Source organism: Micromonospora sp. C81 (genome assembly GCF_018070425.1).
Lineage (GTDB): Bacteria > Actinomycetota > Actinomycetes > Mycobacteriales > Micromonosporaceae > Micromonospora > Micromonospora zamorensis.
Window position 1 is genome coordinate 1 of record NZ_JAGPXS010000021.1, and the last position, 24,870, is coordinate 24,870.

General features: G+C 72.7%; 27 protein-coding genes, 1 pseudogene and 1 riboswitch. Of the genes and pseudogenes, 9 read left to right on the top strand and 19 right to left on the bottom strand.

The genetic code is table 11. The annotated features are described in order from the left end of the window. Positions 1 to 158: 158 nt before the first annotated feature. Both KBX46_RS26960 and KBX46_RS26965 read right to left on the bottom strand, forming a co-directional pair. The gene (locus KBX46_RS26960; protein WP_088949582.1) at positions 159 to 557 is read right to left on the bottom strand and encodes a hypothetical protein; all 399 of its coding nucleotides are present in this window, start codon (positions 555 to 557) and stop codon (positions 159 to 161) included. A 136-nt stretch (positions 558 to 693) separates the two neighbouring features. Beyond that, entirely contained in the window at positions 694 to 834 is a 141-nt protein-coding gene (locus tag KBX46_RS26965; protein WP_157744063.1) for a hypothetical protein, read from the bottom strand. Between the two features lie 386 nt (positions 835 to 1,220). Here KBX46_RS26965 and KBX46_RS26970 point away from each other — a divergent pair, with 386 nt between their 5' ends. Then, a complete protein-coding gene (locus KBX46_RS26970; RefSeq protein ID WP_088949581.1) occupies positions 1,221 to 1,583 on the top strand; it encodes an STAS domain-containing protein in 363 nt (120 codons plus the stop codon). A gap of 18 nt (positions 1,584 to 1,601) precedes the next feature. Here the strand turns inward: KBX46_RS26970 and surE are convergent, their stop codons facing one another. Then, a complete protein-coding gene (gene surE, locus KBX46_RS26975; protein ID WP_210794669.1) occupies positions 1,602 to 2,429 on the bottom strand; it encodes a 5'/3'-nucleotidase SurE in 828 nt (275 codons plus the stop codon). Then, positions 2,426 to 3,388, bottom strand: a complete 963-nt coding sequence (locus tag KBX46_RS26980) for a PfkB family carbohydrate kinase (RefSeq protein ID WP_210794781.1) — start codon at positions 3,386 to 3,388, stop codon at positions 2,426 to 2,428. Before KBX46_RS26980 ends, surE begins: the two co-directional genes overlap by 4 nt. Before the next feature lie 195 nt (positions 3,389 to 3,583). On the opposite strand from KBX46_RS26980, the gene KBX46_RS26985 reads away from it, so the two are divergent. Continuing rightward, entirely contained in the window at positions 3,584 to 4,051 is a 468-nt protein-coding gene (locus tag KBX46_RS26985) for an SRPBCC family protein (RefSeq protein ID WP_210794671.1), read from the top strand. Between the two features lie 24 nt (positions 4,052 to 4,075). On the opposite strand, the gene KBX46_RS26990 is transcribed toward KBX46_RS26985, so the two are convergent. From KBX46_RS26990 to KBX46_RS27010, 5 genes are all read right to left on the bottom strand, one after another. After that, positions 4,076 to 4,576, bottom strand: a complete 501-nt coding sequence (locus tag KBX46_RS26990) for a hypothetical protein (protein ID WP_210794673.1) — start codon at positions 4,574 to 4,576, stop codon at positions 4,076 to 4,078. A 165-nt stretch (positions 4,577 to 4,741) separates the two neighbouring features. Beyond that, a complete protein-coding gene (locus tag KBX46_RS26995) occupies positions 4,742 to 5,806 on the bottom strand; it encodes a coiled-coil domain-containing protein (RefSeq protein ID WP_374223729.1) in 1,065 nt (354 codons plus the stop codon). Positions 5,807 to 5,811: 5 nt separating this feature from the next. Continuing rightward, a riboswitch (cyclic di-AMP (ydaO/yuaA leader) is annotated at positions 5,812 to 5,943 on the bottom strand. Positions 5,944 to 6,056: 113 nt separating this feature from the next. Further along, a complete protein-coding gene (locus KBX46_RS27000; RefSeq protein WP_099856331.1) occupies positions 6,057 to 6,974 on the bottom strand; it encodes a cation diffusion facilitator family transporter in 918 nt (305 codons plus the stop codon). Positions 6,975 to 7,081: 107 nt separating this feature from the next. Further along, entirely contained in the window at positions 7,082 to 9,196 is a 2,115-nt protein-coding gene (locus KBX46_RS27005) for an AAA family ATPase (RefSeq protein WP_210794675.1), read from the bottom strand. A 108-nt stretch (positions 9,197 to 9,304) separates the two neighbouring features. After that, positions 9,305 to 10,243 (bottom strand): alpha/beta fold hydrolase, encoded by a 939-nt coding sequence (locus KBX46_RS27010; RefSeq protein ID WP_210794676.1) that lies wholly within the window; start codon positions 10,241 to 10,243, stop codon positions 9,305 to 9,307. Between the two features lie 147 nt (positions 10,244 to 10,390). On the opposite strand from KBX46_RS27010, the gene KBX46_RS27015 reads away from it, so the two are divergent. Further along, positions 10,391 to 11,035 carry a carbonic anhydrase gene (locus KBX46_RS27015; RefSeq protein ID WP_231927117.1) on the top strand — a complete coding sequence of 215 codons (645 nt, stop codon included), beginning with the start codon at positions 10,391 to 10,393 and terminating at the stop codon, positions 11,033 to 11,035. A 110-nt stretch (positions 11,036 to 11,145) separates the two neighbouring features. On the opposite strand, the gene KBX46_RS27020 is transcribed toward KBX46_RS27015, so the two are convergent. Continuing rightward, the gene (locus tag KBX46_RS27020; protein WP_030330285.1) at positions 11,146 to 11,475 is read right to left on the bottom strand and encodes a hypothetical protein; all 330 of its coding nucleotides are present in this window, start codon (positions 11,473 to 11,475) and stop codon (positions 11,146 to 11,148) included. Positions 11,476 to 11,783: 308 nt separating this feature from the next. Between KBX46_RS27020 and KBX46_RS27025 the strand changes: the two genes are divergently transcribed. From KBX46_RS27025 to KBX46_RS27035, 3 genes are all read left to right on the top strand, one after another. After that, positions 11,784 to 12,275: a DUF3145 domain-containing protein gene (locus tag KBX46_RS27025; RefSeq protein ID WP_088949573.1), complete on the top strand. Its 492-nt coding sequence runs from the start codon at positions 11,784 to 11,786 to the stop codon at positions 12,273 to 12,275. Between the two features lie 85 nt (positions 12,276 to 12,360). After that, a complete protein-coding gene (locus KBX46_RS27030) occupies positions 12,361 to 14,097 on the top strand; it encodes a glycoside hydrolase family 3 protein (RefSeq protein ID WP_210794678.1) in 1,737 nt (578 codons plus the stop codon). Between the two features lie 62 nt (positions 14,098 to 14,159). Then, positions 14,160 to 14,378 (top strand): hypothetical protein, encoded by a 219-nt coding sequence (locus KBX46_RS27035; RefSeq protein WP_099856320.1) that lies wholly within the window; start codon positions 14,160 to 14,162, stop codon positions 14,376 to 14,378. Between the two features lie 49 nt (positions 14,379 to 14,427). On the opposite strand, the gene fabF is transcribed toward KBX46_RS27035, so the two are convergent. The 8 genes and pseudogenes from fabF to KBX46_RS27075 all read right to left on the bottom strand — a co-directional run bounded on the left by fabF (position 14,428) and on the right by KBX46_RS27075 (position 22,077). Then, positions 14,428 to 15,654: a beta-ketoacyl-ACP synthase II gene (gene fabF, locus KBX46_RS27040; protein ID WP_088949571.1), complete on the bottom strand. Its 1,227-nt coding sequence runs from the start codon at positions 15,652 to 15,654 to the stop codon at positions 14,428 to 14,430. A gap of 2 nt (positions 15,655 to 15,656) precedes the next feature. After that, entirely contained in the window at positions 15,657 to 15,896 is a 240-nt protein-coding gene (locus tag KBX46_RS27045; protein WP_030330276.1) for an acyl carrier protein, read from the bottom strand. A gap of 83 nt (positions 15,897 to 15,979) precedes the next feature. Then, a complete protein-coding gene (locus tag KBX46_RS27050; protein WP_088949570.1) occupies positions 15,980 to 16,924 on the bottom strand; it encodes a beta-ketoacyl-ACP synthase III in 945 nt (314 codons plus the stop codon). A gap of 5 nt (positions 16,925 to 16,929) precedes the next feature. Next, positions 16,930 to 17,847 (bottom strand): annotated as a pseudogene (locus KBX46_RS27055) (ACP S-malonyltransferase); the annotation flags it as partial. 78 nt (positions 17,848 to 17,925) lie between these two features. After that, a complete protein-coding gene (locus KBX46_RS27060) occupies positions 17,926 to 19,227 on the bottom strand; it encodes a CdaR family transcriptional regulator (protein WP_305069558.1) in 1,302 nt (433 codons plus the stop codon). Between the two features lie 11 nt (positions 19,228 to 19,238). Continuing rightward, positions 19,239 to 20,087, bottom strand: coding sequence for a septum formation family protein (locus tag KBX46_RS27065; protein ID WP_210794682.1), 849 nt, complete (start codon positions 20,085 to 20,087; stop codon positions 19,239 to 19,241). Between the two features lie 95 nt (positions 20,088 to 20,182). Further along, positions 20,183 to 20,875, bottom strand: coding sequence for a response regulator transcription factor (locus KBX46_RS27070; protein ID WP_210794684.1), 693 nt, complete (start codon positions 20,873 to 20,875; stop codon positions 20,183 to 20,185). After that, positions 20,872 to 22,077: a sensor histidine kinase gene (locus tag KBX46_RS27075; protein WP_210794686.1), complete on the bottom strand. Its 1,206-nt coding sequence runs from the start codon at positions 22,075 to 22,077 to the stop codon at positions 20,872 to 20,874. Before KBX46_RS27075 ends, KBX46_RS27070 begins: the two co-directional genes overlap by 4 nt. A 119-nt stretch (positions 22,078 to 22,196) precedes the next feature. Between KBX46_RS27075 and KBX46_RS27080 the strand changes: the two genes are divergently transcribed. Both KBX46_RS27080 and KBX46_RS27085 read left to right on the top strand, forming a co-directional pair. Then, entirely contained in the window at positions 22,197 to 22,739 is a 543-nt protein-coding gene (locus KBX46_RS27080) for an orotate phosphoribosyltransferase (protein WP_210794688.1), read from the top strand. 213 nt (positions 22,740 to 22,952) lie between these two features. Next, positions 22,953 to 23,279: a hypothetical protein gene (locus tag KBX46_RS27085; protein ID WP_210794690.1), complete on the top strand. Its 327-nt coding sequence runs from the start codon at positions 22,953 to 22,955 to the stop codon at positions 23,277 to 23,279. A gap of 18 nt (positions 23,280 to 23,297) precedes the next feature. On the opposite strand, the gene KBX46_RS27090 is transcribed toward KBX46_RS27085, so the two are convergent. Continuing rightward, positions 23,298 to 23,948, bottom strand: a complete 651-nt coding sequence (locus KBX46_RS27090; protein WP_210794692.1) for a hypothetical protein — start codon at positions 23,946 to 23,948, stop codon at positions 23,298 to 23,300. Between the two features lie 240 nt (positions 23,949 to 24,188). On the opposite strand from KBX46_RS27090, the gene KBX46_RS27095 reads away from it, so the two are divergent. Then, positions 24,189 to 24,833 (top strand): copper resistance CopC family protein, encoded by a 645-nt coding sequence (locus KBX46_RS27095; RefSeq protein WP_247668258.1) that lies wholly within the window; start codon positions 24,189 to 24,191, stop codon positions 24,831 to 24,833. Positions 24,834 to 24,870: the final 37 nt, after the last annotated feature.

The following is a 24,870-nucleotide window of genomic DNA, read 5'->3' on the forward strand; positions in this document are numbered from 1 at the left end:
TCATGGACTTGTGGTGGACGACGTGCTGCTTCTCGCCACCTTTGTCCACCACCACAACTCCATGATCGACGCCGTGGGGGGTGGGGGTTGGGGGATGGCTTGGGCCCCGCTCGACCGTGGTCGAGTGGGGCCCGTGGCGGTGCGGGGAGAGCGGTTGATCAGACCGCGGGGGAGTTGGGGCGGTCGACGTCGACGAACTCCACGTCGTCGACGGCACGGTCGTCGTGGCTGCCGGCGGCCCGCGCGGCGGACCCGACGGCCCAGCCGACCGCCGCGCCGACGAGCGCGGCACCGATCAGCAGCGTCCAGGGCAGTGCCGGCTGGCGGCCGGCGAGCGCGTCGAAGGCCAGCGAGGCACGCCGACGTGCCTCCTCGGCGGCGGAGCCCACCAGGTCACCCGCGCCATCGGCAAGGTCGCCGCTGTTGCGACGGGCCGACCGGGCGGTGTCCCGCACACTGTCTCCGGCGGAGCTCACGGCCGAGAGCAGGTGCTCCCAGGCCTGGTCCGCGATCCGCTCCGGCTTGCTGCGGCGGTCCAGCAGGTTGGTTCCGAACATCGTGGTTACCTCCTCGGGTGCCGAAGCCGCCGGCCACTTCGGACTTCGGCGTCTGTTCAGCGCGTCACGGTTCGCCTACCCCGCAGTGCCCAGGGCCGCCCGAGCGCAAACCCGGCCGGCCCTGGCTCGGAGGAACTCAGCGCACCACTGTCACGGCGACGCCCCGGGCGAAGTCGTCGTCATCGTCGTCATCGTCGCCTCCACCGCCGAAACCGCAGGCCAGTACGAGGGCGAGCAAGACGCCGACGCCAGCCAGCCCCGCAAGTCGCTTGATCATCGAAGGTCCTCTCCGTCACGGTGGGTGTCCCGGCCCGATGCTAGGGCGCGTCGGCAACCACGGGTGCCGATCAGGGCGGGCGTTCGCGGCGACACGCCGGTGGCGCACGGGGCGGGCGTGGGTGGTGGTCCGGTTGTCGGGCCTGTCGGGTCCGGGCGGCTACCCTTGTCCGCGGCGCGTCGGTCCCGACTGATCGCCGAGGGTCAGATAACGAAAAGTGTTGAGTAATCAGATACTGAAAAGTACGGATATGGGCGGCTTTGTGGGTCCGGATCCGCGAATTACTCATCCCGAGGGGTGGCGACCGAGGCCGTCGGAGGAATACTCTCGGTCGCGGCCCGCGTACTGATGAGGCGCCCGGGGGACGGGCGGGTGGAGGTGCTCGCGTGAGCCTGTCGATCGTGAAGTCGGTTCTGTCCGGTGGTGTGGTGGAGATCGCCCCGCGGGGCGAGATCGACGTGGACACCGCGTACGAGGTGCGCGAGGCGATCGCGGAGGTGCTGGCCAAGGGCCGCCCACTCCGCATCGAGCTGAACATGAGGCTGGTCACCTTCATCGACTCCGTCGGCATCAGCGCCATGGTCGCCGGCTTCCAGACGGCCGAGGTCAGCGACGTCAAGCTGGTGGTCACGCAGCCGAGCCGGTTCGTGCACCGACAGCTCTGGGTGACCGGTCTGCTCGGCCTGTTCGGCGCCCCGGAGCCCTACTTCGCCGGTGCCGCCACCCCCGAAGTGCTGCCCGGCGCCTGAGCGCACCGGGCATTCCGGTCAGGGCTGCTCGTCCAGCCCGGTCAGGTCGATGTCGGTTGCTTCGGTGACCGCCCGGATGGCCGTCACCGACGCATACCCGGCGGCCAGCAACGCCACGTCGGTGCCCGGCTGGGCGGCCTGCCCCGGCTCCTCCAGTGAGGTGCGGACGAAGCCGTGGCCGGATTCGGCCACCGTCATCTGCACCTGACCGAAGCTGGCCAGCGTGCCTCGCCGCACCCCGCGCAGTCGTCCGTGCGGCAGGTCCGGGGCGTTCACGTTGAGCACGCTCTCCATCGGTGCGGACGTCAACCGGGGGAGCAGGTCCAGGGCGACCCGCGCCGCGGTGCTCCAGTGCCGCTCGGCGTCGCGTACCCGGGCGGCCGCGTCCACCGCCGCGCCACCGCTCGCCGCCGTCGCCTCGCCCGCGGAGAGCACGTCCAGGGAGACCGCCATCGCCCGGCACCCGTTCGTTGCGGCGGTGAAGGCGGCCCCCACCGTCCCGGAGTGCAACACGGCCCGGCCGGCGTTGGCACCACGGTTGATGCCGGAGAGCACCACCGATGGCGGTGGGCCGAACGCGCCGTGCAGGGCGATCAGCGTGATGAAGCCCGGTGAGCCGCCAACCCCGTACGCCGGCACGCCCTCCAGGTCGGGCAGCGGGTGGTCGTTCACGACCACCCGTCCGTCCCGTTCCACGGCGCTCATCGCGGCGCTGGTGCCGCTCGCCTCCTCCAGCGGGGCGGCGACCACCACGTCCAGGCCCCGCTGCCGGGCAGCCCAGGCCAGTGCCTGGATGCCCGGCGCGGCGATCCCGTCGTCGTTCGTGATCAGCACCCGCAGGGTCATCGGTCGACCGCCCGGTCGGCCAGCTCGTCCGGGGTGGTCCGCTCCTGCTGCCGGCTGTCCGCAGGCACCAGTCGGACCCGTTCCACCAGGCCGGTGATCGAGTCCAGTCGTCCGGTGCCCAGGCCGTGCCGGGTGACGTTCAGCGCGCCGGCTGCGGCCCCGGTCCGGATGGCGGTCCGGATGTCCCCGCCGCCGGCCACGACGGCCGCCACCCCGGCGGTCATCGAGTCGCCCGCGCCGCGCGGGTCGGCGGCCTCCAACCGGGGCATCTCGACCTCGAACAGCTCCCCGTCGATGAGCGCGAGCGCCGGCTGGTCGGCCCGGCTCACCACCACCGTCTCGGCGCCCGCCGCGTGCAGCTCGTACATGGCCCGGGTCAGTTCCACGATGTCGTCGCTGCGGGCGCGGCCGTCGCGGATCAGCTCCTCGTGGCTCACCTTGAGGAAGAAGACGCCGCCCTCCAGCGCCGAGCCGAGGTGATCGCCGGAAAGGTCGACCACCACCCGACCGCCGTTGGCGCTGAGGTCGGCGGCGAAGCGTCGGTACAGGTCGGCAGGCACGAGCCACGGCTCGTTCGGCCCGCTGAGGATGCTCACCGCGGCCGACAGGCCCTCGCCGAGGGCCAGGTTGTACAGCTCGTCGAGTTCGTGTCGGCTCAACGGCTGACCGGGCACGTCGGCGATCTCCTGCCGGGAGCCGTCCCGGCGGTCGTGCACGTACCCGCCGCTGCCGGAATCACGGGCCACCGCCTTGAGGTCCACGCCCTCACTGACCAGCAACGGCTCCAGCACCTGGCCGATCTCGCCGCCGAGGGCGGCGCAGAGCACCACCTCGACACCGAGCGACATCACCATCCGGGCCTGCCAGACGCCCTGCCCGCCGGGGTGCAGGTGCAGTTCGGGGTGGTCGTTCGGCTGGTCGACGGTCACGGTCAGCTGTGGAGTGGGCGCGAAGACCATCACGTGCCCGCTCACCGGATCGTCGCCGTTCATGATGTCCGCCTCCAGCACGGTCGGGTGATTCCTCACTGAACGACCTTAATGCGCCAAACGGTGACTGGGCGTGTCATCGGGCCGGCCCGGGCCGGCCCTCGGACATTGCCAGCCAGACATCGGTACGGGACGATCGTGCGACCATCGACGGCGGGAGACGGTGTGCTCAGCAGCGATACCTTCAGCTACACCGTGCAGGCCCGGTGTTCGCCGGCCGAGGCGGCGGCGCTGCTCAGCGACCTGACCCGGCAGGGTGAGCTGCACCCGTTGATCGTCCGGGTCCGCCGACTGCCGCCCCGACCCGGTGCGCAGGCCAGCTACACGATCAACGACCGGCTGGCGGCCGGCCCCCTGCGCTTCCGGACCACCTACCACGCGGACGTGCTGATCAGCGAGGACGACGAGATCGTCATGGTGGCCCGCCAGTGGCCCGCCACCACCGTGCGTAACCACACCCGGCTGCGCCCCGAGCCGGACGGCCTGACCCGGATCGACGTCGACATCACCCTGACCGCGCCGACCCCGCTGTTCCGGTACGCGTTCCGTCAGGCCCGGGCCGCCCACCTCGCCCTGGCCACCCGCCTCGGCGCTGCCCTCGACCGCACCGGAGACCCGCCGCCCTCAGCCTGACCCGAGCGCGGCACGGCAGCGGGGTCACCGGTTGCGGGCGCGGCCCGCCAGGGCGGGCTGGGCGGCGGGACGCCGTCCCCACGGCTTGTACGTGGACAGCACCGTCGCGATGATCATCAGGCTGGTCGACACCGCGGGGGCGATCACCAGATCGGCGCGGTCCCGTGCGGGCAGGGCGGCGCCCACCGCTCCGGCATGCCGCAGATTCGGGGTGAGCAGGAACAGCACCAGCCCGACCATCACCGTGGTGAGCACCAGCTTGACCACCACCCACCGGTAGCGCAGCAGGCCCCACGGGGTGAGCAGCGAGCTGGCGACACCGATGAGCCAGACCAGGACGCTCAGCGGCGCGAACAGGACGGTGCCGACCAGCGCGCCGACCGGGTAGAGCACCGCCGGGTCAGCGCCCCGCTGCACGGCGATGCCGAGGGTGAGCAGCACCAGGTCGGCGCCGAGCCAGCCCAGCGAGGTGACCAGGTGCAGGGTGAGCAGCCCCTTGCGGGCGGTGGGTGGGATCCGAGGCATACCGCGATGCTGCCCGCCGACCGCCGCCGGGTCGTCCGACGAGCGACGACATCAGGGGTACGCCCGGCGACGTAGCCCGGTCGGACAGCGCTGCCCGGACGAACGTGATGCCTGTGAGTCATCTTGATGACTCACAGGCATCACACACTTTGGGGAACGGCCGGATCAGTAGACCGACAGGTGCACGTGGTTGGTGTGGTCGCTGGACGGGTCGCCACCCGCCCCGCTGTAGGACTTCCATCCGCTGCTGGGCAGCCAGATCTGCCTGTACCAGATCACGTACAGCACGGCGAGCCGGTCGGCGTTGCGGATGAAGTACGCGGCCAGGTTGTTGCCGTACGTCTTGTCGCCGCCGGTGGCGTCGCCGCCGAAGCCGCCCGTCTGGGCCGCGAAGTCGCAGGCCCGGCCCTTCGGGTGTTCGCCGGAGCCGCTGGGTCGGTGGCAGGAGACGTACCGGGTGAAGCCGGCCGCCTTGGCCTGGTTGAGGGCGTGCAAGGTGCGCGGGGTGATGCAGCCGCTGGCCGGCGTGGGGTCGTTGACGCTGCACGTCTCCGACGGCCAGGAGCCGTCGGAGTTGCGCGGCGCGGCCTTCGCGTTGGCGGCGGAGGTGCCCCGGTTGGAGTCGGTGTCGGCGGCGGGCTGCGGCTTGGGGGTGGTGGCCACCGTCAAGGCCCGTTCGGCCTGCTCCTTGCGCTTGGCCATCACCGCGACCTGCTTGCGCTGCTCGTTGATCTCACCGTTCAGGGCGACCTGGGTGCGGTTGGCCTGGTCCTTGCTGCTGAGCAGGTCGCGCAGCACCCGGTCCTCGTTGGCGGCCACCGCGTCCAGTGCGGCTGCCCGGTCCATGAAGCCTTCCGGGCTGTCGCTGTTGAGCAGCGCCGACATCGCGCTGAGCCGGCCGGTGCGGTACGCGACGCCGGCGATCTCGCCGACCTTGCCGCTGCGTTGGTTGAGCTCGACCTCGATGGTCTTCAGTTGGGTGGTGAGCTGCTGCTGCCGCTGCACCGAGGCGGCCAGGGCGCGCTTCGCGTCCAGGTAGCCCTTGCTGGCCGCCTCGAGTTGGGCTCGCAGCGCGGGGGTGCCACCCTCCTCGTCGGAGTCGGGGGCGGCGGCCCGCAGGCCGGTCGGTGGAGCGGCCGAGGCGGTGCCGGCCGGGAGCGCGACGCCGAGGGCGAACATCGCGACGATCAGGGCCGCCAGTCGGGCGGCGGGTGGTCGTGCTGGTGCCACTGTGCATGTCCTTCCGTCAGCCGCCGACCGGGTTAGCTGACGGGTTCGGGACGGAAGATCCCTACCGCTGACGCGGATGCACCCCAGGTACGTGGTTCCCCGGTTCGCCCTCGCGGGCGATTAGGCGGCGACCACCACCGGCGCCGGGAGGGCGCCGCCTGGTGGAGGCCGGGACCGAGCCTACCGGTGCCGGTGGGGTGGCTGCAGCCAATGTGACGGACGGTGCGTGCGTCGTCACGAGAGGCTGCTGTCACCACTCGATCGAGCCACACGCTCCCGAGGCGGCACCCGGCTCGATCTGCAACGTCGCGTGCTCGATCCGGAAGTCGTCGTGCAGGGCCGTACGCGCGGCGGTGAGCACCGCGCCGACCTCCGCCCCGGGTGCCATGGTCAGGTGTGCGGAGGCCACGTCCATGCCGGAGGTGAGCGTCCAGACGTGCAGGTCGTGCACCTCGACCACACCGGGGACCGCGGCCAGTCGGTCGTGCACGGCGGTCACCTGGAGGTGCTCCGGGGCGGCCTGCACCAGGATGCGGACGGCAGCCCGTGCCAGCCGCCAGGTGCGCGGGAGGATGAACACGCCGATGGCGACGGCGACCAGCGGGTCGGCCCACCACCAGTCGGTGACGGTGATGAGCAGTGCGGCGCCGATCACGCCGACCGAGCCGAGCAGGTCGCCGAGCACCTCCAGGTAGGCACCCTGAAGGTTGATGCTCTCCCGGGCTCCGGCGCGGAGCAGGGCGAAGGCGGCGATGTTGGCGAGCAGGCCGAGCACGGCCACCGCGAGCATCGGGCCGGCGATGACCTCGTGCGGGTCGCCGAAGCGGCGGATCGCCTCGATCACCACGTAGATCGCGACGCCGGAGAGCAGGACGGCGTTGGCCAGCGCGGCGAGCACCTCGAGTCGGTAGAGCCCGAAGGTGCGCTGCGGGTCGCCGGTGGCCCGCCGGGTCGCGGTGATCGCGGCGAGCGCCATCCCGATGCCGAGCACGTCGGTGAACATGTGCCCGGCGTCGGAGAGCAGGGCGAGCGAGCCGGTGTGCAGGGCGGCTACCGCCTCGACCACCATCAGGGTGGCGAGCAGCCCGAATGCCGCCCAGAGGCGGCCCCGGTGCTGGTGTGCGGCATTGGCGACGGACCCGTGGTGGTGGTCATGACCTGCGCCCACGAGAACCACCCTCCGCCGCCAGCCGGGACCCGGTCAAATGTATGTTCACATCGCTATGTATGCAAGTGTAGGGGCGGCAACTCTCGCCGGCGGCTCGCCAGCACGGATCAGCCGGTCGGGTCGATGGTGGTGAGGCGCTGCGTGGCCCGGGAGAGCGCCACGTACAGGGTGCGCACCCCGGCACCCGGATCCGCCCGGATCTCGCTCGGGGCGACCAGGACGACCCCGTCGTACTCCATGCCCTTGGCCTCCAGGCTGGTGACCACCTGGAGCCTCGGCGCGCCGAGTGCGGCGACCCAGCCGGCGACCTCGTCGCGGCGGGGGACCGGCGTGATCACGCCGACGGTGCCCTCCACCTCGGCCAGCAGGCCGGCGGCCGCCTCCACTGTCGCGGTCTCCAACCCGCTCGGGGGCACCACCAGCTCGACCGGGTCGACCCCGGTGGAGCGGACCGCGGTCGGCAGCGGCAGGTCAGGATAGAGCCGGCGGATCTCCGCCGCCGCCACCGCGAAGATCTCCGAGGAGTTGCGGTAGTTGGTGGTGAGCGTGAAATCGTGCCGCTTGCGCCGACCCAGCGCCTGGTCCCGGGCCCGGTCCAGCTCGTCGGGGTCGCCGGTCCACGCGGTCTGGGCGGGGTCGCCGACCACCGTCCAGGAGGCCAGACGGCCACGTCGACCGACCATCCGCCACTGCATCGGTGAGACGTCCTGCGCCTCGTCCACGACCACGTGCGCGTAGTCCCGGTAGTCCTCCGGGCGCTCGCGGGCCGCCGCGCGGGCGGCCCGTTGCCGCTCGCCGAGGGTGCTCAACTCGCGTACGCCGCCAGCCAGCTGGAACGGGTCGCGCCGGGCCTTGGCCGACTGCGCCGGCTTGCCGAGCAGGGAGTCCAGCTCGTCCAGCAGCGCGATGTCGGCGATGGTCAGCCCGGTCGTGTCCAGGTGCCGGTACGCGGCGCTGAGCAGCCGGATCTCCGCGGAGGAGAGGATCCCCCCGGCGTACCGGCGCAGCCGGTCCGGCTGCGCCAGCCAGCCCAGGACATGGCGAGGGTGCAGCCGGGGCCACCACGCCTTGAGGAACTCCCGGAACTCCGACCGCTCGGCGATCTCCGCCTCGAAGGTCCGCTGGTCCGGCAGTCGAATGCCCACCTCACGGGCCTGCGCCCAGAGCGCGGCGAACACCCCGTCGAAGCCGGCCCGGCGCACCTCGTTGCGGCGGGCACCCCGTTGCAACGCGCGGTCCCGGATCCGGTCCAGTGCCGTCCGGTCCAGCCGCAGCAGCGTGCCCCGGTAGAGCAGCCGCAGCTCACCCGGGCCGCCCGGCACCGCGTCGCGGGCAGCCCGCTCCAGCACCCGACGCATCCGCAGCGAGCCCTTCACCGCCGCCACCTCGGGCGGGTCGGTGCGGGTGGCGCTCATGCCCGGGAACAGGGTGCCCAGCGAGTGCAGGGTCGCGGTGTCCTCGCCCAGCGACGGCAGCACCGAGCCGATGTACTCCACGAAGACCGACGACGGGCCGACCACCAGGATGCCGCCGCCCGCGTACCGGCTGCGGTCGGAGTAGAGCAGGAAGGCGGCCCGGTGCAGGGCGACAGCGGTCTTACCGGTGCCGGGGCCGCCCGCGACGATCGTGACCCCGGAGCCGGGGGAGCGGATCGCCTCGTCCTGTTCCCGCTGGATGGTCGCCACGATGTCCCGCATGCCCCGGCCGGTGGCCTTGGACAGGGTGGCCAGCAGCGCACCGTCACCGACGACCGTCATGCCCTCCGGCGCGGCGTTCGGGTCGAGCAGGTCGTCCTCGATGCGGGTGACCCGCTCGGCGCGGGACTGGATCGTGCGGCGGCGCACCACGTCCAGCGGCTGCGCCGGGGTGGCCTGGTAGAAGGCGGCAGCGGCCGGTGCCCGCCAGTCGACGACCAGCGTGCGGGCGTCCTCGTCGCGGATGCCGAGGCGCCCGACGTGCAGCACCTGACTGTCGCGTAGGTCCAGCCGGCCGAAGACCAGCCCCTCGTGCTCGGCGTCCAGGGTGTGCCGCCGCTGCGCCGCGTGGAAGACCATCGCGTCGCGCTCGACCAGCGCCCCGTGCGTGCCCACCCGAGCCATCCGGTAGCCGTCACGCTCGGCGCGGACCGCCGACTGCCGTAGTTCGGCGAGTCGGGCGTACACCCGGTCGAGGTGGCGTTGCTCGACGGCGATCTCCTGCTCCAGGCCGGTCTGGTCGGTCAACGCACGCTCCTTCGAAGGTCGCCGGCAGGCGGCGGAAACCGCGCAAGCCAACCGCAGAAGGGTACGGCCCCCGGCCCGGCCCGCCGCGCCCGAGGTGCGGGAACGCGCTCAGACGCCCGTCCCGGCGGGCGTCACCCTGCGCTGCGGTGCGGCGAGCACCCGACGCAGTACGCCGGTGAGGGCGGCGTTGACCTCGTCCGGGCGCTCCATCATCAGCATGTGCCCGGCACCCGGGCAGACGGTCAGCTCGGTGGCCGGCAGCGCCGCCGCGATCGACTCGGCACAGGGCGGTGGGGTCAGTCGGTCCCGGTCGCCGACCAGGGCGGCGGCCGGCAGGTGGGCCAACGCGGCGAGGGTGTCCAGTCGGTGCTGGGTGCCGATGGAGGCGCGGAACCCGCCGATCGAGCGCAGCGAGGCACGAGCCACCGCGGAGGTCACCAGGCGGATGTCGGAGGGCTCGCAGTGGTCGCCGAAGAGCATCCACCGGATGCTCGGTTGCAGCGCGTTCAGCAGGGCCCGGGGCGCTCGCCACGACCCGCACCGGGCGAGCACTCCGGCTCCGGTCGTCTCGGCCAGCCGGATCAACCGGGCGATCCGCGGCGAGAGCCCGTAGACGGTGTGCGTGTGCCCCTCGGCGGTGGTCGAGACGAAGACCAGCCCGGCCGTACGGGCGGCGAAGTGCGTGGGGTGGCGGTGGGCGTACTCCATGATCGTCATGCCGCCCATCGAGTGCCCGACGAGGAGCACCGGCCCGGGAGGCGCCACCGCGTCGATCACCGCGGCCAGGTCGTCACCCAGCTGGGCCAGTGTGGCCGTGGGCAGCGCCATGCAGCTGGAGCGGCCGTGCCCCCGCGCGTCGTAGGTGACCACCCGCACCGCCCCGCCGAGTGGCGCCGCGGTGAGCGCGTCGACCTGTCGGTGCCAGGCGCGCCCGTCCAGCGTCCAACCGTGCAGCAGGATGGCGGTCACCGGGGCGTCCGTCGGCCCCGTGACCTCGACGTTGAGCCGCACACCGTCCGGCAGACCCACCTCGAACCGCTCCGGCATCGCCGCCTCCCAGGGCCGCCCAGCATCACCAGCACCGGGATACCCGGCGGTAACACGGGCTACCCGCCATCAGACCACGTCAATCGCGCCGGGGCTAACATTCCGGACCGCGCCCGTGGTCCTCGGCGGGGGACCAAGCTGTACGGCATGGGGTCGTCGGGGGCGTCCATGGGCGGGGCGGCGGGGCAGGGACGGCAGGCCGGGGGTACGCCCCGCGCCGCGCTGGCCGACCTGCTCTCCGGCAACCGGCGGTTCGTCAGCGGCCAGCCGATCCACGGACACGACGTCACCGCCGCCGCGGCCGCCTCTGGCGATCAGCAGCCGTACGCGGTGGTGCTCGGCTGCATCGACTCCCGGGTGCCGCTGGAGGCGATCTTCGACCAGACCTTCGGCGCGATCTGCGTGATCCGTACCGGTGGGCATGTCCTCGACCGCGCGGTGTGCGGCTCGATCGAGTACGTGGTCGGCCAGCTCGGCGTACCGCTGGTGATGGTCCTCGGCCACGAGCGGTGCGGCGCGGTGGGCGCGGCGGTGGACGCGCTGCGCAGCGGGCAACGTCCCGGGGGGTCGCTGGCGCACCTGGTGGACGAGATCGCCCCGGCGGTGACCGAGGTGGGGATCGACGACCCGGCGGTGCATCCGCTGGCGATCCGCCGGCATGTCCGGCGAACGGTGGGCACGCTGCGCGCTGACGACCTGCTGGCCGGGCCGATCGCCGCCGGAAGGGTGGCCGTGGTCGGTGGCCTCTACGACCTGGCCACCGGTGAGGTCGCTCTGCTCGATCCGGGCTGAACCCGCCCCGACGCGCTCGACCGTGGCCTTTTCGATCTCACGCCGGACACGCGAAAGCGCCCGCCGGGACTCCCGGCGGGCGCTTTACGTGTTGCGGTGGGGGGGAGAGCTCAGCCCTCGAAGACGCCGGCCGCGACCAGGCGCTTCTCGGTGGCCTCCCAGCCGTCACCCGGGTGGGTGGCAGCCAGGTTGTTGATCTCCGCCCGGATCTTGGCGGCGTGGCCGGCGGCGGCCAGCACGCGGATCTCCTCGACGAAGGCGTCGGAGTCCGTACGCAGGTGCGCGGTCTTGCCGTTGGTCAGGTTCCGCACGTAGGCGTGCTTGCCGCCGTTGAGCGGGATGAGGTACTTGAACTCGCCCAGCACGCTGAGGGCGCCACCCTGGCCAGCCTGGCCGGCCCGGACGGACGCGCGCGCGGTCTTAGAGGTGTTGCTCGCCACGGAGGTACTCCTTGCAAGACGTACGGGAGGACTGGACGTCCGGGGGCTGTGTGCGGGCCGCACTTGACTCGGCTCGCGAAGGTGTAACGCGGCATAAGCCGCCGGTGGAACTGTACATGACCACGACATCACGCTGGTTGTCGCGGTGTCCTGAGAGGCAACGGCGACCACCCGTCCGGCTATTCCACCCGGCGATTTTTCCGATTCCCTGGCGCACCACCCGCCACAGGAGTAATCATGTGTTGCAGGAACCACCTGGGTGGACGAGGTCGTAGGGGAAGACGCACCTCGCTCTCCGGGAGGTCACCGTGCCAACGCGTGGCGTCGTATACGTCCACTCGACCCCGCTCGCCGTGTGCTCACACGTCGAGTGGGCGATCGCGCGCGTCCTAGCCGCGCCGGTCAACCTGCAGTGGACGGCTCAGCCCGTCGACCCCGGCGCACGCCGGGCCGAGTGCGGGTGGACCGGTCGTCCGGGAACGGGCGCCGAGCTGGCTGCTGCCCTACGGCAGTGGCCCATGATCCGTTTCGAGGTCACCGAGGAGCCGAGCGCCGGCGTCGACGGTGAACGCTTCATGTACGTGCCGGCTCGTGGCCTGTTCCGGGCCACCGTCGGCGTGGCCGGCGACATCCAGCTCGGCGAGGACCGGCTACGGGCGCTGATGGTCTCCTCGCGGGCCCCGGAGGCGCTGGCGCACGCCCTCGACAAGGCGCTCGGCACCGCCTGGGACGCCGACCTGGAGCCCTACCGGTACGCCGGCGACGGCGCCCCGGTGACCTTGCTCACCCGGGTCGGCTGACCCGACCGTCGATCCGCTGGCCGCACCCCCCGGGAGGGTGCGACCGGTAAGGTCAAGTTGCCCCGATAAGGGGGAAGCTGGTGGGATGGGCGGCGTGTCGAATCGCCCGTGGCGCGCCACCGTCGCAGTCGCCGCCCTGACCGCCCTGCTCGTCTCCGGCTGCTCAAGCGACCCCGAGCGCCCAGCGCCGACGCCCAGCCCGGCCGGCACATCCGCAGCCCCGAGCGCACCCACCGCGCCGCCAGCCACCGACCCGGCCGCCCGGGCCGCCGCGCTGGTCACCACGCTGTCCGACGAGGACCTGGTCGGTCAGGTGCTGATGCCGTACGCCTACGGCGACTCCGCGACCAAGGTCTCGGCCGGCTCGGCCGCCGGCAACCAGGCCCTCGCTGGGGTCGACACTCCCGCCGACATGATCAGCAAGTACCGGTTGGGTGGCCTGATCCTGGTCGGCTTCAGCGCCGACGACCCGACCAAGGGCAACCAGGAGACCACGAACGTCGACAACCCGAAGCAGGTGCAGGCGCTCACCAGCGGGCTGCGTACCGCCGCCGGTCGGCTCGCCGCCGGCCCGGCGCCGCTGCTGATCGGCACCGACCAGGAGTACGGCGTCGTCACCCGCGTCACCGACGGCGTCACCGTGCTGCCCAGCGCCCTCGCGGCGGGCGCGGCCGGCGACCCGAAGCTGACCGAGGCCGCCTGGCAGGCCGCCGGCGCCGAGCTGGCGGCGATGGGGATCAACGTCGACTTCGCCCCGGTGGCCGACGTGCTGGCCACCCGCAGCACCGTGATCGGCTCCCGGTCGTACGGCTCGGACCCGAAGCAGGCCGCGGTGCAGGTGGGCGGCGCCGTCCGTGGCCTCCAGGCGGCCGGGGTCGCGGCCACCCTGAAGCACTTCCCGGGGCACGGCCACAGCGCCGACGACTCCCACCAGGACCTGCCGGTGCTCACCCAGTCCGCCGAGGCGTTGCGGAGCGGCGCGTGGCCGCCGTTCACCGCCGGGATGGACGCCGGGGCGATGGCGGTGATGTCCGGTCACCTGGACGCCCGCGCGATCGACCCGGGGACCCCGGCGACGTTCTCGCACAAGCTGCTCACCGACGTCCTGCGGGGTCAGCTCGGTTTCAAGGGCGTGGTGATCACCGACGGGATGAACATGCCGCCCGCGAAGCGCTGGGCTCCCGGTGAGGCGGCCGTCCGCGCGCTGAACGCCGGCAACGACCTCATCCTGATGACCCCGAACGTCGGCCAGGCGTACGACGGGCTGCTCGCCGCGCTGCGCGGCGGTTCACTGCCACGCGCCCGGCTCGTCGAGGCGGTCACCCGGGTGCTGACCATGAAGTTCCGGCTCGCGGAGACCCCGGCCGGGCAGATGTCCACGCTCAACGCCCCGGCGCACCGCGCGGCGGCCGACGCACTGGCCACCGCCGCCGTCACCGTGCTGCGCGGCACCTGCGGCGGAGCCGTACGCGGGCCGGTCACCGTCACCTCCTCCGGTGGCCGCGACGGCACCCGGACGGTGCTCACCGCCGCACTGACCGCCGCCGGGGTGCAGGTCAAGCCCAGCGGCGGCACGATCGTGCACCTGGTGGGCTACGGCGACGGCGCCAACGACCTGCGCGCCGACGCGGCGGTCACTGTCGCGATGGACACCCCGTACGTGCTGAGCGGCGCGAAGTCGCCGACGCTGCTGGCCACGTACTCCTCCAGCCGGGCCTCCATGACCGGGCTGGCCGCCGTGCTGGCCGGCAAGGCCCGGCCGGGCGGCCGGTCCCCGGTGACCGTGCCGGGCCTGCCGGCGACGACCTGCGCCAGTAGCTGACCGCCGTTCACGGGCCGAAAATCGGGTCGCCTCGGTTCGGTCGGCCTGACAACCTTCCAGGCATGGGAGTGGCAGAAGGATTCCGGCACGTGCAACGGGCGGACGGCACTGTGGTGATCACACACCACGGACGGGTCGCCGGCACGCTGCGCGGCGCTCGGGCTGCAGAGTTCCTCGCCGAGGTCGACGACGACCCGCAGTTGGTGATGGCCCGCTGGACCGGCAACTACCGCCACGGCAACGAGCGCACCGCGAAACAGCACCCCCGCAACCGGGGCTGAACGACAGAAGGGCCCCCTCCTCGACGAGGAGGGGCCCTTCCGCGGGATCTCAGGGCCGGGCGAAGACGAGCGCCACGTTGTGGCCGCCGAAGCCGAACGCGTTGTTCAACGCGGCCGGGATCTCCATGTGGCGGGCCTTGTGCGCGGCGACATCCAGGGTGAGGCCTGGCTCCGGGTCGTCGAGGTTGATCGTCGGAGGGACGACACTGTCGCGGATCGCCAGGATGGTGGCGATCGACTCCAGCGCTCCGGCCGCACCGAGCAGGTGACCCGTCATCGACTTCGTCGCGGACAGCACCGGGTGGTCGCCGAGCGCCTTGTGCAGCCCGCTGATCTCCAGCATGTCCCCGACCGGGGTCGAGGTGGCGTGCGCGTTGACGTGCACGATGTCCCGCTTCGCCACGTCCGCGTCCGCGATCGCCTTGGCGATGGCCCGGATGGCGCCCTCACCCTCGGCGTGCGGCTGCACGATGTCGTACGCGTCGGAGGTGATGCCGGCACCGGCGAGGCGTGCGTACACCCGGGCGCCCCGGGCTGCCGCGTGCTCGGCCCGCTCCAGCACCACGATGCCGGCACCCTCGCCGAGGACGAAGCCGTCTCGGCCCCGGTCCCACGGGCGGGAGGCGCGCTCGGGGTCGTCGTTGCGGGTCGACATGGCCCGCATCGAGCTGAAGCCGGCGATCGGCAGCGGGTGGATGACCGCCTCGGTGCCGCCGGCCACCACCACGTCGGCACGACCGGCGCGGATGATGTCCAGCCCGAGGGCGATGGCCTCGGCGCCGGTGGCGCAGGCGCTGGCCACCGAGTGCACGCCGGCCTTGGCGCCCAGCTCCAGCCCGACCCAGGCGGCCGGACCGTTCGGCATCAGCATCGGGATGGTGTGCGGGGAGACCCGCCGTGGTCCGGAGGCCTCCAGGATGTCGTCCTGGGCGAGCAGGGTGGTGGCGCCACCGATGCCGGAGCCGACGCTGACGGCCAGCCGCTCCCCGTCGAGGTCGGAGCCGGCGAGGCCGGCGTCCGCCCAGGCCTGCTGCGCCGCGATGATGGCGATCGCCTCGGAACGGTCCAGTCGGCGCAGCCGGACCCGGTCCAGCACCTCGGACGGCTCCACGGCCAGCTGGGCGGCGATCCGGACCGGCAGTTGCGCGGCCCACTCCTGGGTGAGGGCACTCACCCCGGAGCGGCCGGCGAGCATGGCGTCCCAGGTCGACGCGACGTCCCCGCCAAGCGGGGTCGTCGCGCCGAGCCCGGTGACGACGACGTCGGGACGACTCATGATCAGGACTGCGCCGCGATGTAGCTGACGGCGTCACCGACGGTCTTGAGGTTCTGCACCTCGTTGTCCGGGATCTTGACGCCGAACTTCTCCTCGGCGGCGACAACGACCTCCACCATGGAGAGCGAGTCGACGTCGAGGTCGTCGGTGAAGGACTTCCCCTCGGCCACGTCGTCCGGGTTCACCCCGGCAACCTCTTCGAGGATCTCGGCGAGGCCGGTGGTGATCTCGTCACGGGTCATTACGGTTGGTTCCTTTCATCGGGGTTTCCGGCGGACGGCGTCGCCGACCGCCGCTCCTGGACGCGTACGCGCCGAGGGGGTCATCAGGGGCAGCGGATGACCTGACCGGCGTAGGTCAGGCCACCGCCGAAGCCGAACAGCAGTACCGGTGCGCCCGAGGGCACCTCCCGGCGCTCGACCAGCTTGGACAGGGCCAGCGGCACGCTCGCGGCGGAGGTGTTGCCGGACTCGACGATGTCCTTCGCGATGATCGCGTTGGGGATGTTGAGCCGCTTGGCGATGCCGTCGATGATCCGGGCGTTGGCCTGGTGCGGCACGAACGCGGCCAGCTCCGAAGGGTCGACCCCGGCCCGTTCGCAGGCCTGCAGCGCGAGTGGCGCGATCGCGGTGGTGGCCCAGCGGAAGACCGCCTGCCCCTCCTGCTGGACGTACGGGCGCCAGCCCTCGATGCGGACCGCGTCGCTCTTCTCCGGCGCCGAACCCCAGACCACCGGCCCGATCCCGGCCGGCTCGTCGTCGGCGGTGGCGCTGACCACCGCGGCGCCGGCGCCGTCCGCGAAGATGATGCAGGTGGAGCGGTCGGTCCAGTCGGTGAAGTCGGAGAGCTTCTCGGCGCCGATGACGAGGGCGTTGCGCGACGCGCCGGCCCGGATGGCGTGGTCGACGGTGCCCAACGCGTACGCGAAGCCCGAGCAGGCGGTGTTGACGTCGAACGCGCCCGGCGCGGTGATGCCCAGCTTGGCGGCGACCCGGCAGGCCACGTTGGGGCTGCGGTCGATGGAGGTGCAGGTGGCGACGACGACCAGGTCGATGTCGGCGGCGGTCAGGCCCGAGTTGGCCAGCGCCTTGCCGGCGGCGGCGGCAGCCATGTCGGCCACCGTCTCACTGTCGGCGATCCGCCGGCTGACGATGCCGACCCGGTCGCGGATCCACTCGTCGTTGGTGTCGACGAGCTGGGCGATGTCGTCGTTGGTCACCACCCGGGAGGGCTGGTAGTGCCCCATCGAGACGATGCGACTGCCAGTCATGAGCGACCTCCGGTGCGGGCGATCAGGTCCCGTGCGGCCGGCAGGTCGTCCGGGGTGTTCAGGGTGACGATCTCCGGGGCTCCGTCGCCCTTGAGGTCCCGTTTGACCAGCCCGGCGAGGGTGCCGGCCGGTGGTAGCTCGATCACGCCGGTGACACCGAGGTCAGCCAGCGTACGCATGCACAGATCCCAGCGCACCGGTGCGGTCACCTGGCGCACGAGGCGCTGCACCATGTCCGCGCCGGTGTCGACAGTGGTGCCGTCGAGGTTCGACAGCAGGAGGCGGACGGGGTCGGCGGGGGTGATTTCGGCGGCGACCGCGGCGAGCGCGGTCTCGGCCGGGGCCATGTACGGGGTGTGGAACGCTCCGGCCACCTTGAGCCGGATGATCCGGGCCCGGGCGGGCGGCTCGGCGGCGAGTTTGTCGAGCCCGTCCAGCGAGCCGGCGGCGACGATCTGCCCGGCGCCGTTGCGGTTGCCCGGGTAGAGCCCGTGCGCCTCGATCGCGGCGAGCACCTCGTCGGGGTCGCCGCCGAGCACCGCGGCCATGCCGGTCGGCTCCAGCGCGCACGCGGCCGCCATCTCCCGGCCGCGGACGCCAGCGAGGGTGATCGCCGTTTCGGCTGACAGCACGCCGGCCAGGGCGGCAGCGCCCAGCTCGCCGATGCTGTGCCCGGCGGTGAGCGTCACGTCGTCCAGCGGCAGGTGCTCGCCGGCGAGCAACGCCGCGGCGACCAGCAGGGGCTGGGTGCGGGCGGTGTCCTTGATCTCGTCGGCGTCGGCGGTGGTGCCCAGATGCATCAGGTCGACCCCGGCCAACGCCGACCACTCGCGCAGACGCGCCTCGGTGCCGGTCAGGTCGAGCCAGGGGGTCAGGAAGCCGGGTTTCTGGGAACCCTGGCCGGGACTAAGTACGGCGAGCACGCCTATGACTCTCCCGGATACGCGCGGGTAACGCTGTGCCGCCTTCGACCAAACCGCACTAGCGCCTTTGGAGGTTTCCTACAAAGATCGGCGGGGATCATCCTCGTTTTGGGTGGTTTTCCGGGTGGCCGGGGTCATTGTCTGAGTCGGGACAGGCGAGATGAGCGGGGCGACCGGATCCAACCGACCCACTGTCAGCGCGACCTGGAGAGCGAAAGCGTCCCGCGGTGACAGCGGCGAGAAGCCGGTCACCTCGGCGATCCGGCGCAACCGGTAACGCACGGTGTTCGGATGGACGAACAGCGCCCGCGCTGCGCTCTCCAGTGTGCCGCCGGCGGCCAGGAACGCGTCCAGGGTCGCCAGCAGCTCGCCACCGGCGCGTACCAGAGTCGCGTACACGTCGTGCCGCAGCCGCCGACGGGCCTCCGCGTCGCCCGCGAGGGCCCGCTCCGGCAACAGGTCCGCGGCCGGCACCGGCCGGGGGGCGCTGGGCCATGCCGGTGCCGCCCGGAAACCGGACAATGCCGCCCGTGCCGACTCGGTCGCCTCGTCCAGGCTCGGTACGGCCGGACCCACCACGACCGGGCCGTCCCCGAACGCGCTCAACAACTTGGCGGTCGCCGTCAACGGGTCCGGTGCGCCACCCAGCACGATCACCAGCCGGTCGCCGTGCACCCCGCCGATGACCTCCACCCCGATTCGGCGGGCCTGCCGGTAGACCACGTGCAGCACCGCGGACACCTCGCCGCCGGGCGACCGACCGACCGCCACCGCCACCGGCGGCGCGTCCGCCCAGCCGAGCGCGGCGGCCCGACTGGCCAGCACGTCCGGCGAGTCACCGCGCAGCAGCGCGTCGACCAGCAGGGCCTGCAACCGGGCGTCCCACGCGCCGCGCGACTCGGCCGCCCGCGCGTACACCCGGGCGGCGGCGAACGCGATCTCCCGGGAGAAGCGCAGCACCGCCTCGCGGAGCTGCTGCTCCTCACCCTCGGCGGCCAGGTGCGACACCTGCTCCTCGACAACGTCGATGGTCACCTTGATCAACGCCACGGTCTGCTGGAGGGTGATCGACCGGGCCAGCGCCTGCGGGGCGGCGGCGAAGACCTCGTCCGAGACCTCCTGAGTGCTGTCCGCCGTGCCGCCGCCGTCACGCAGCCACTGCACCAGCGACCGGGCGCCCGCCTGCGCCACCAGCATCACCCAGGAGCGCTGGTCGGCCGGCAGGGTCCGGAACCACGGCAGCGTGTCGTCCATCCGGGCCACGCTGGAGGTGGCCAACGCCCCCGCCGAACGTTCGATCCGGCGCAGCGTGGCCGACAGGTCTCCACCGCCCGGCGTGCTCACCGCACTAGCCTGACACGTCGTGAGCAGGCCATCCACGTCGGCACCGGTCAGCGGGCCGCCGCAAGGCCGGTTCGGCCGACACCCTTCAGTGAGGTGGTGAGCGGTCGATCGGGGGCGTGGAGGAAGCACCAGGCGCTGTAGTCCGCCAGCCACTCAGGTTCGTCCGTCGGGTAGTACGCCAACACCTCGAACCGGCCGTCCAGGTCCCGCTCCGGCACCCCGACGTGCTGTGCGATGACCGACAGGCACCCCGCCTCCATGATCTCCTCGGTGACCTCCGCGATCTCCGGACCGGGCCACCAGAGGCCGGCGAACTCGGTGGCGTGCGGCCCCTTGCAGTCGGTGGGCGGCAGGTTGACGAGGGCCTCGGAGGTCTCTTCCGGTTCGGTGAAACAGCTCAACCGCAGCGGCGAATCACCGGTCAGACCGTTGCGCAGGCTGTTCGCCCGCGGGTTCGGCGACCACCGGTCCACGGCATTCATCTCCACCAGGTCACAGCGGTACCACCGCTCACCCGCCTTCCATCGCGTGGCCGACGGGGTCAGCGTCCGCATCGCCAGCCGCGACTCGCGCCACTCGCCGCCCAGGAAACGGGCGGCCTCGCTGTCGCAGGATTCGTACAGCCGCCACAGCCCGTCGCTGTCGGCGGCCGGCGGCTTCGGTGCGGCACCCTCCGCGCCGGAGATCCGGCCGACCAGGAACGTCTCCGCCTCGTGCTTCGAGGAGCAGGGGATCGGGGTGTACGCCTCGGGGCTGCGCTCGTCGGAAGCGGTGGCGTGGCACACGCCCGCCTTGGGGGCGAAGGTCGAGGCTGACTCCTCGGTGGGGCTGCTGTCACAACCACCGGCCCCCACGATCAGCGCCGTCAGGATCGTCGTCCCCCACCACCGTCGCACGGTCTCCCCATTTCTCAGCGGCCGGCATCGGCACCGGTGGCGCGCAGCGTACGGCAGGCGGGCGGTCTGTGGGTGTCCGGAGTGGACACACGCGCTCAGGGTTGTGGGGGAGCGGTCAGCCCCAGCTCCTGGGCCAGGATCGCGGCCTGCACCCGGCTACGCAGGCCCAGCTTCGCGAGGATCCGGCTCACATGTGTCTTGGTGGTGCTCTCGGCCAGCACCAGCCGATCGGCGATCTGCTGGTTGGACAGGCCCAGGCCGAGGCAGGCCAGCACGTCCCGCTCGCGCGGGGTGAGGGTGCCCAGCGCGGCCCGGGTGGCCGCGGACGCGCCCGGCGCGGTGGCCGCGAAAGCGGTGATCAACCGGCGGGTCACCGCGGGGGCGATGAAGCCGTCGCCGCGCGCCACCGTACGCACAGCGGTCACCAGGCCGTCGGCGTCGGTGTCCTTCAACAGGAACCCGGCCGCGCCGGCACGTAATGCGCCGAAGACGTACTCGTCGAGGTCGAAGGTGGTGAGCACCAGCACGTCGGCGAGCCCGTCGGCGACGATGGCCCGGGTCGCGGAGATCCCGTTCCGGCGGGGCATGCGGACGTCCAGCACCGCCACGTCCGGGCGCGACTCCCGACACAACCGCACCGCCTCGTCGCCGTCGGCCGCCTCGCCGACCACCTCGATGCCCGGTGAGCCACCCAGGATCAGGGCCAGCCCCGCCCGTACCGCTGGCTGGTCGTCGGCGAGCACCACCCGTACCGTGGCCGCGCCCGCGTCTCCCGACGGCCCGGTCACCCGCCCTCCCCGGTGGGCAGGGCGGCCCGGACCAGCCACCGACCGTCCTGCGGCCCGGCGGTGAGTCGACCGGCCAGCAGTGTGGTCCGCTCCCGCATCCCGATCAGCCCGGCGCCGGCGCCGGTCAGACCGATCCCGTTCCGGCGCACCGGGTTCTCCACCGTCAGCACCACCTCCGCCGAGCCGTACGCGATCGTCAGATCGGCCTCACCCGTCCCGTGCTTGAGCGCGTTGGTCAGCGACTCCTGCACGATCCGGTACGCGGCCAGGTCCACCGCCACCGGCAGCGGCCCCGGCGTGCCGTCGGTGCGGACCCGCACCGCCAGGCCGGCAGCGCGGATCCGCTCGACCAACCCGTCCGCCTCCGCCAGCCGCGCGCTGACCATCTCCGGCACGGCCGGGTCGTCTCCCACCGGGGCCGGCCCACCGGTGGTCCCCGGCTCGCGCAACACCTCGATCATCTGACGCATCTCCGCGAGCCCCTGCACGCTGCTCTCCCGGATCACCCGCAACGCCGACTCGACCTGGCTGCGGTCCAGCCCGGGTACGGACAGCACGGCGGTGGCGTGGATGGCCACCGCGCTGAGGTGGTTGGCGACGACGTCGTGCAGCTCCCGGGCCATCCGGGCGCGCTCGGCGCTGACCGCCTGCCGGCGGTCCATCTCGACCAGCCGGGCGGTCTGCTCGGCCCGCGCCCGCTCGGCGGTGGCCTGGTCGCGGTACTGCCGCACGCTGATCCCGGTCAGGACCGGCAACAACCCGGCGAGCACCACCAGCACCCCGACGGTGACCCCGCGCCAATGGCCGAGGAGGAGGACGCCGAGGACCGCACCGATCAGGCTGAGCCCGATGGTCACCCGCAGCAACCATCGCCACAGGCGGGGCGGGCCGTACACGCAGGCGTCGTAGAGCACCTGGGTGTAGATCAGGATCGTCCCGAGCGAGTTGCCTAGCGCGGTGTCCACGACCAGCGCCCCGGTGCCTACGGCCAGGCTGGCGCGGGGGGCGACCCGGCGCAGGCCCACGGCCACGCACATCGTCAGCAGCGGCGGCAGGAACAGCACCGACGGCACGCCCGTGTTCGGGCGCACCTGCGGTTGCCACCCCAGGGCGTACAGCACGAGGCCGCCGACGAGCGACGCGCCGGCGAGCGCGACGTCGCGGGCCAGGGTGCCGGAGCCGAGCCACGGTGGCGGACGCATGCCCCGATCCCACCACAGCCGCCGACCCTCGGACACCGTCGGCAGGAGGAGCCCGACGACGCCCACATGCGCCGAAAGGGGTACGCGGACCCCGAGCCGCAGCCGCGATAATGATCATCATGACCGATGTGGAAACCCTGGCCGCGCTGGCTCGCGAGATCGACACCACCTGCCGGCTGACCGGCACGTTCGTGCTCCGCTCCGGGCGGACCGCCGACGAGTACTTCGACAAGTACCGCTTCGAGGCCGACCCCCGTCTGCTGGACCGGGTGGCCGCCCAGCTGGCGCTCCTGGTCCCGACCGACACCGAGGTGCTGGCCGGGTTGGAGATGGGAGGCATTCCGGTGGTGACCGCGCTCGGCCGGCACACCGGGCTGCCCTGCGCCTTCGTCCGCAAGAGCGCCAAGCCGTACGGGACTGCCCGGCTGGCCGAGGGGGCGGAGCTGGTCGGTCGGCGGGTGCTGGTGGTCGAGGACGTGGTCACCTCCGGCGGCCAGGTGGTCATCTCCACCGGGCAACTGCGCGACCTGGGCGCCCGGGTGGAGCACGCCCTCTGCGTCATCGACCGGGCCGAGGGTGGAGCGCAGGCGCTCGCCGGCCACGGCGTGGCGTTGCGAGCGCTCTTCACCCGCGCCGACCTGGAGGCTCACCGCACCCGCTGAGCACCGCGCCGCCCCGGCCGCGCCCCCACGGTGAACGGCACGAAAAGAAGCTGTGAACTGCGTAACCAGCTCCCGCGCTCCCCGTCGTCCGGATGAACCGCCCGGTCCTGACCCCGGGGTACGCGGCGCGCGGCCCGCCGGTCCGGGCCAGTACGGTGACAGGGCACGTCGGGGGGAGCACCCGAGGTTGGGACGAGTGTGAGGAGACCGGGGATGGCGCACGGGGAGGCCGAGCACGGCTGCGCCCAGGGCGAGCCCTGCCGACCGGGGCACCACGACCCGCAGGCGGCTGGCAAGCACCGCCGGCCGGTCGGCGGCGCACCGTCGCACCCGGTGGAGCCGCTCGCCGGCCGGGCCGACGACGACGCCCTGCCGCGCCAGCGCTCCGGGGAGCCCAACATCCTCGCCGAACCCGACTCGGACGTTCCCGCCGGTTGCCTCAGCGAACTTCCCGGCTGGGCCGGGGCGCATCGGCACGGCCCGGTCCGACCTCGGCCGCGGGCCACCCGCCGGCAACGCCCACCACGCCGCTGGTGCTGACCACCGGGCGGGGGTAGCTCAGCGGGTGCGGCGACGGATCAGCAGGGCGATCCCGGCGAGGCCGACCGTGATCGTGAGCATCACCCCGACGTTGAGCAGCAGCAGGCGTTGCAGGTCGCCGAGCGCCTTGTCAAGGTCCTTCGCGGGGTCGAGCGTGTTCTCCGGGAGCGCCCGTTCGCCGCCGCCCACGCCACCGCTGACCGTGTCGAACTGCCGCTCCAGCGGGACGCCGGCGGTGCGCAGGGTCTCGGACATGCTGAGCCGACCCAGGAACCAACCGGCGCTGATCTTGCGGCCGTCCGGCTGCTTCGCCGGCCGGTAGACACGGGGGCCGCCGACCGCCTTGGGATAGAGATCGTAGGTCTGCTTCGGCGTCTCGCCGGCGAGCACCACGACCGTGTATTTCGGACCGAGGTCGGCTGGCTTCGGGCCCTTCGGCATGCCGATGTGGGCCAGGAAGTTGACCTGGTCGATGACCGCGCCCACGTGGGTGGGCTGGGTGTCGGCGCGCAACTGCAACGGCGCGGAGAGGCCCTCGCCGGCGATGTTCACTCCGGCGGGTGGCGGCTTCGGCGCCGCCGAGGCCGGGCCGGCAGTGCCGAGTGACAGCAACGCCGTGGCCAGCGCGCCCGCCAGCACGGTTGCCAACCACCTCATGTGACGGACCATCCCGCCTCCTCGCCCCGTTCGATGGATGGCATCGTTGTGACGTCTGGATCGGTCTGCCGATGCGGCACCGACCAGATGGTCGGGCTCACCCTTACAGACTCCGGAAAACGTCGATGAGTTGCAGCTTGTGGAACAGTATTTGGAACTATCTGCGATCTCTGCTCGACTAATGAGGAGCGGTTAGATCAGCGGGCGGATCGTACCCTTACGGAGGGGTTCATGGGGGGCAGGGTTACACGTATGGCACGGGTCGTGCCAGTGGTGTTCGGCGTGGCGTTCGGTGTGTCGTTCCTGGCGCCGGCAACGCCAGCCGCCGCGCACAACTCGCTGACTGGCAGCGACCCGCGCGACGGTGCCCGGGTGGCGACGGCACCCGCCCAGATCGAGCTGCGGTTCCTGGCCAAGCCGGCACCGGCTACGACGAAGATCACAATATCCGGGCCGGACAATGTGGTCGCTGGCGGCCCGCCGGCCTTCGACGGCAGCCGGGTGCGGGTGCCGTTCAAGCCGGCGGCGGCCGGGCTCTACATCGTCGGTTACCAGCTCGCGTCCTCGGACGGACACCCGGTGAAGGGCGAGGTGCGGTTCACCCTCACGACCGGCACCGCTGCTGACCCGTCCGCCTCGCCGGCGACCGCTGGCGGCTCCGCCCCGACCGCCGGTGGCACCGCCCCGACCGCGGCGACGGGTCCGACCGCCGGCGGGGCGTCGTCGGCGGCCCCGGCCGTCACCGCGACGGCCGGTGCGACCGCGGCGGGCAGCCCGGTGCCGGCCGCGCAGGAGAGCAGCCAGATGCGCGGCTGGCTGTGGACGATCGCGGCGGCCCTGCTGGTGGGCGCGCTCGTCGTCGGGTTGCAAAGGTGGCTCCGAGCCCGACGCCGCTGAGCGGCCGGGCACCAGCCCGGTTGGCCGGCGACCGGCG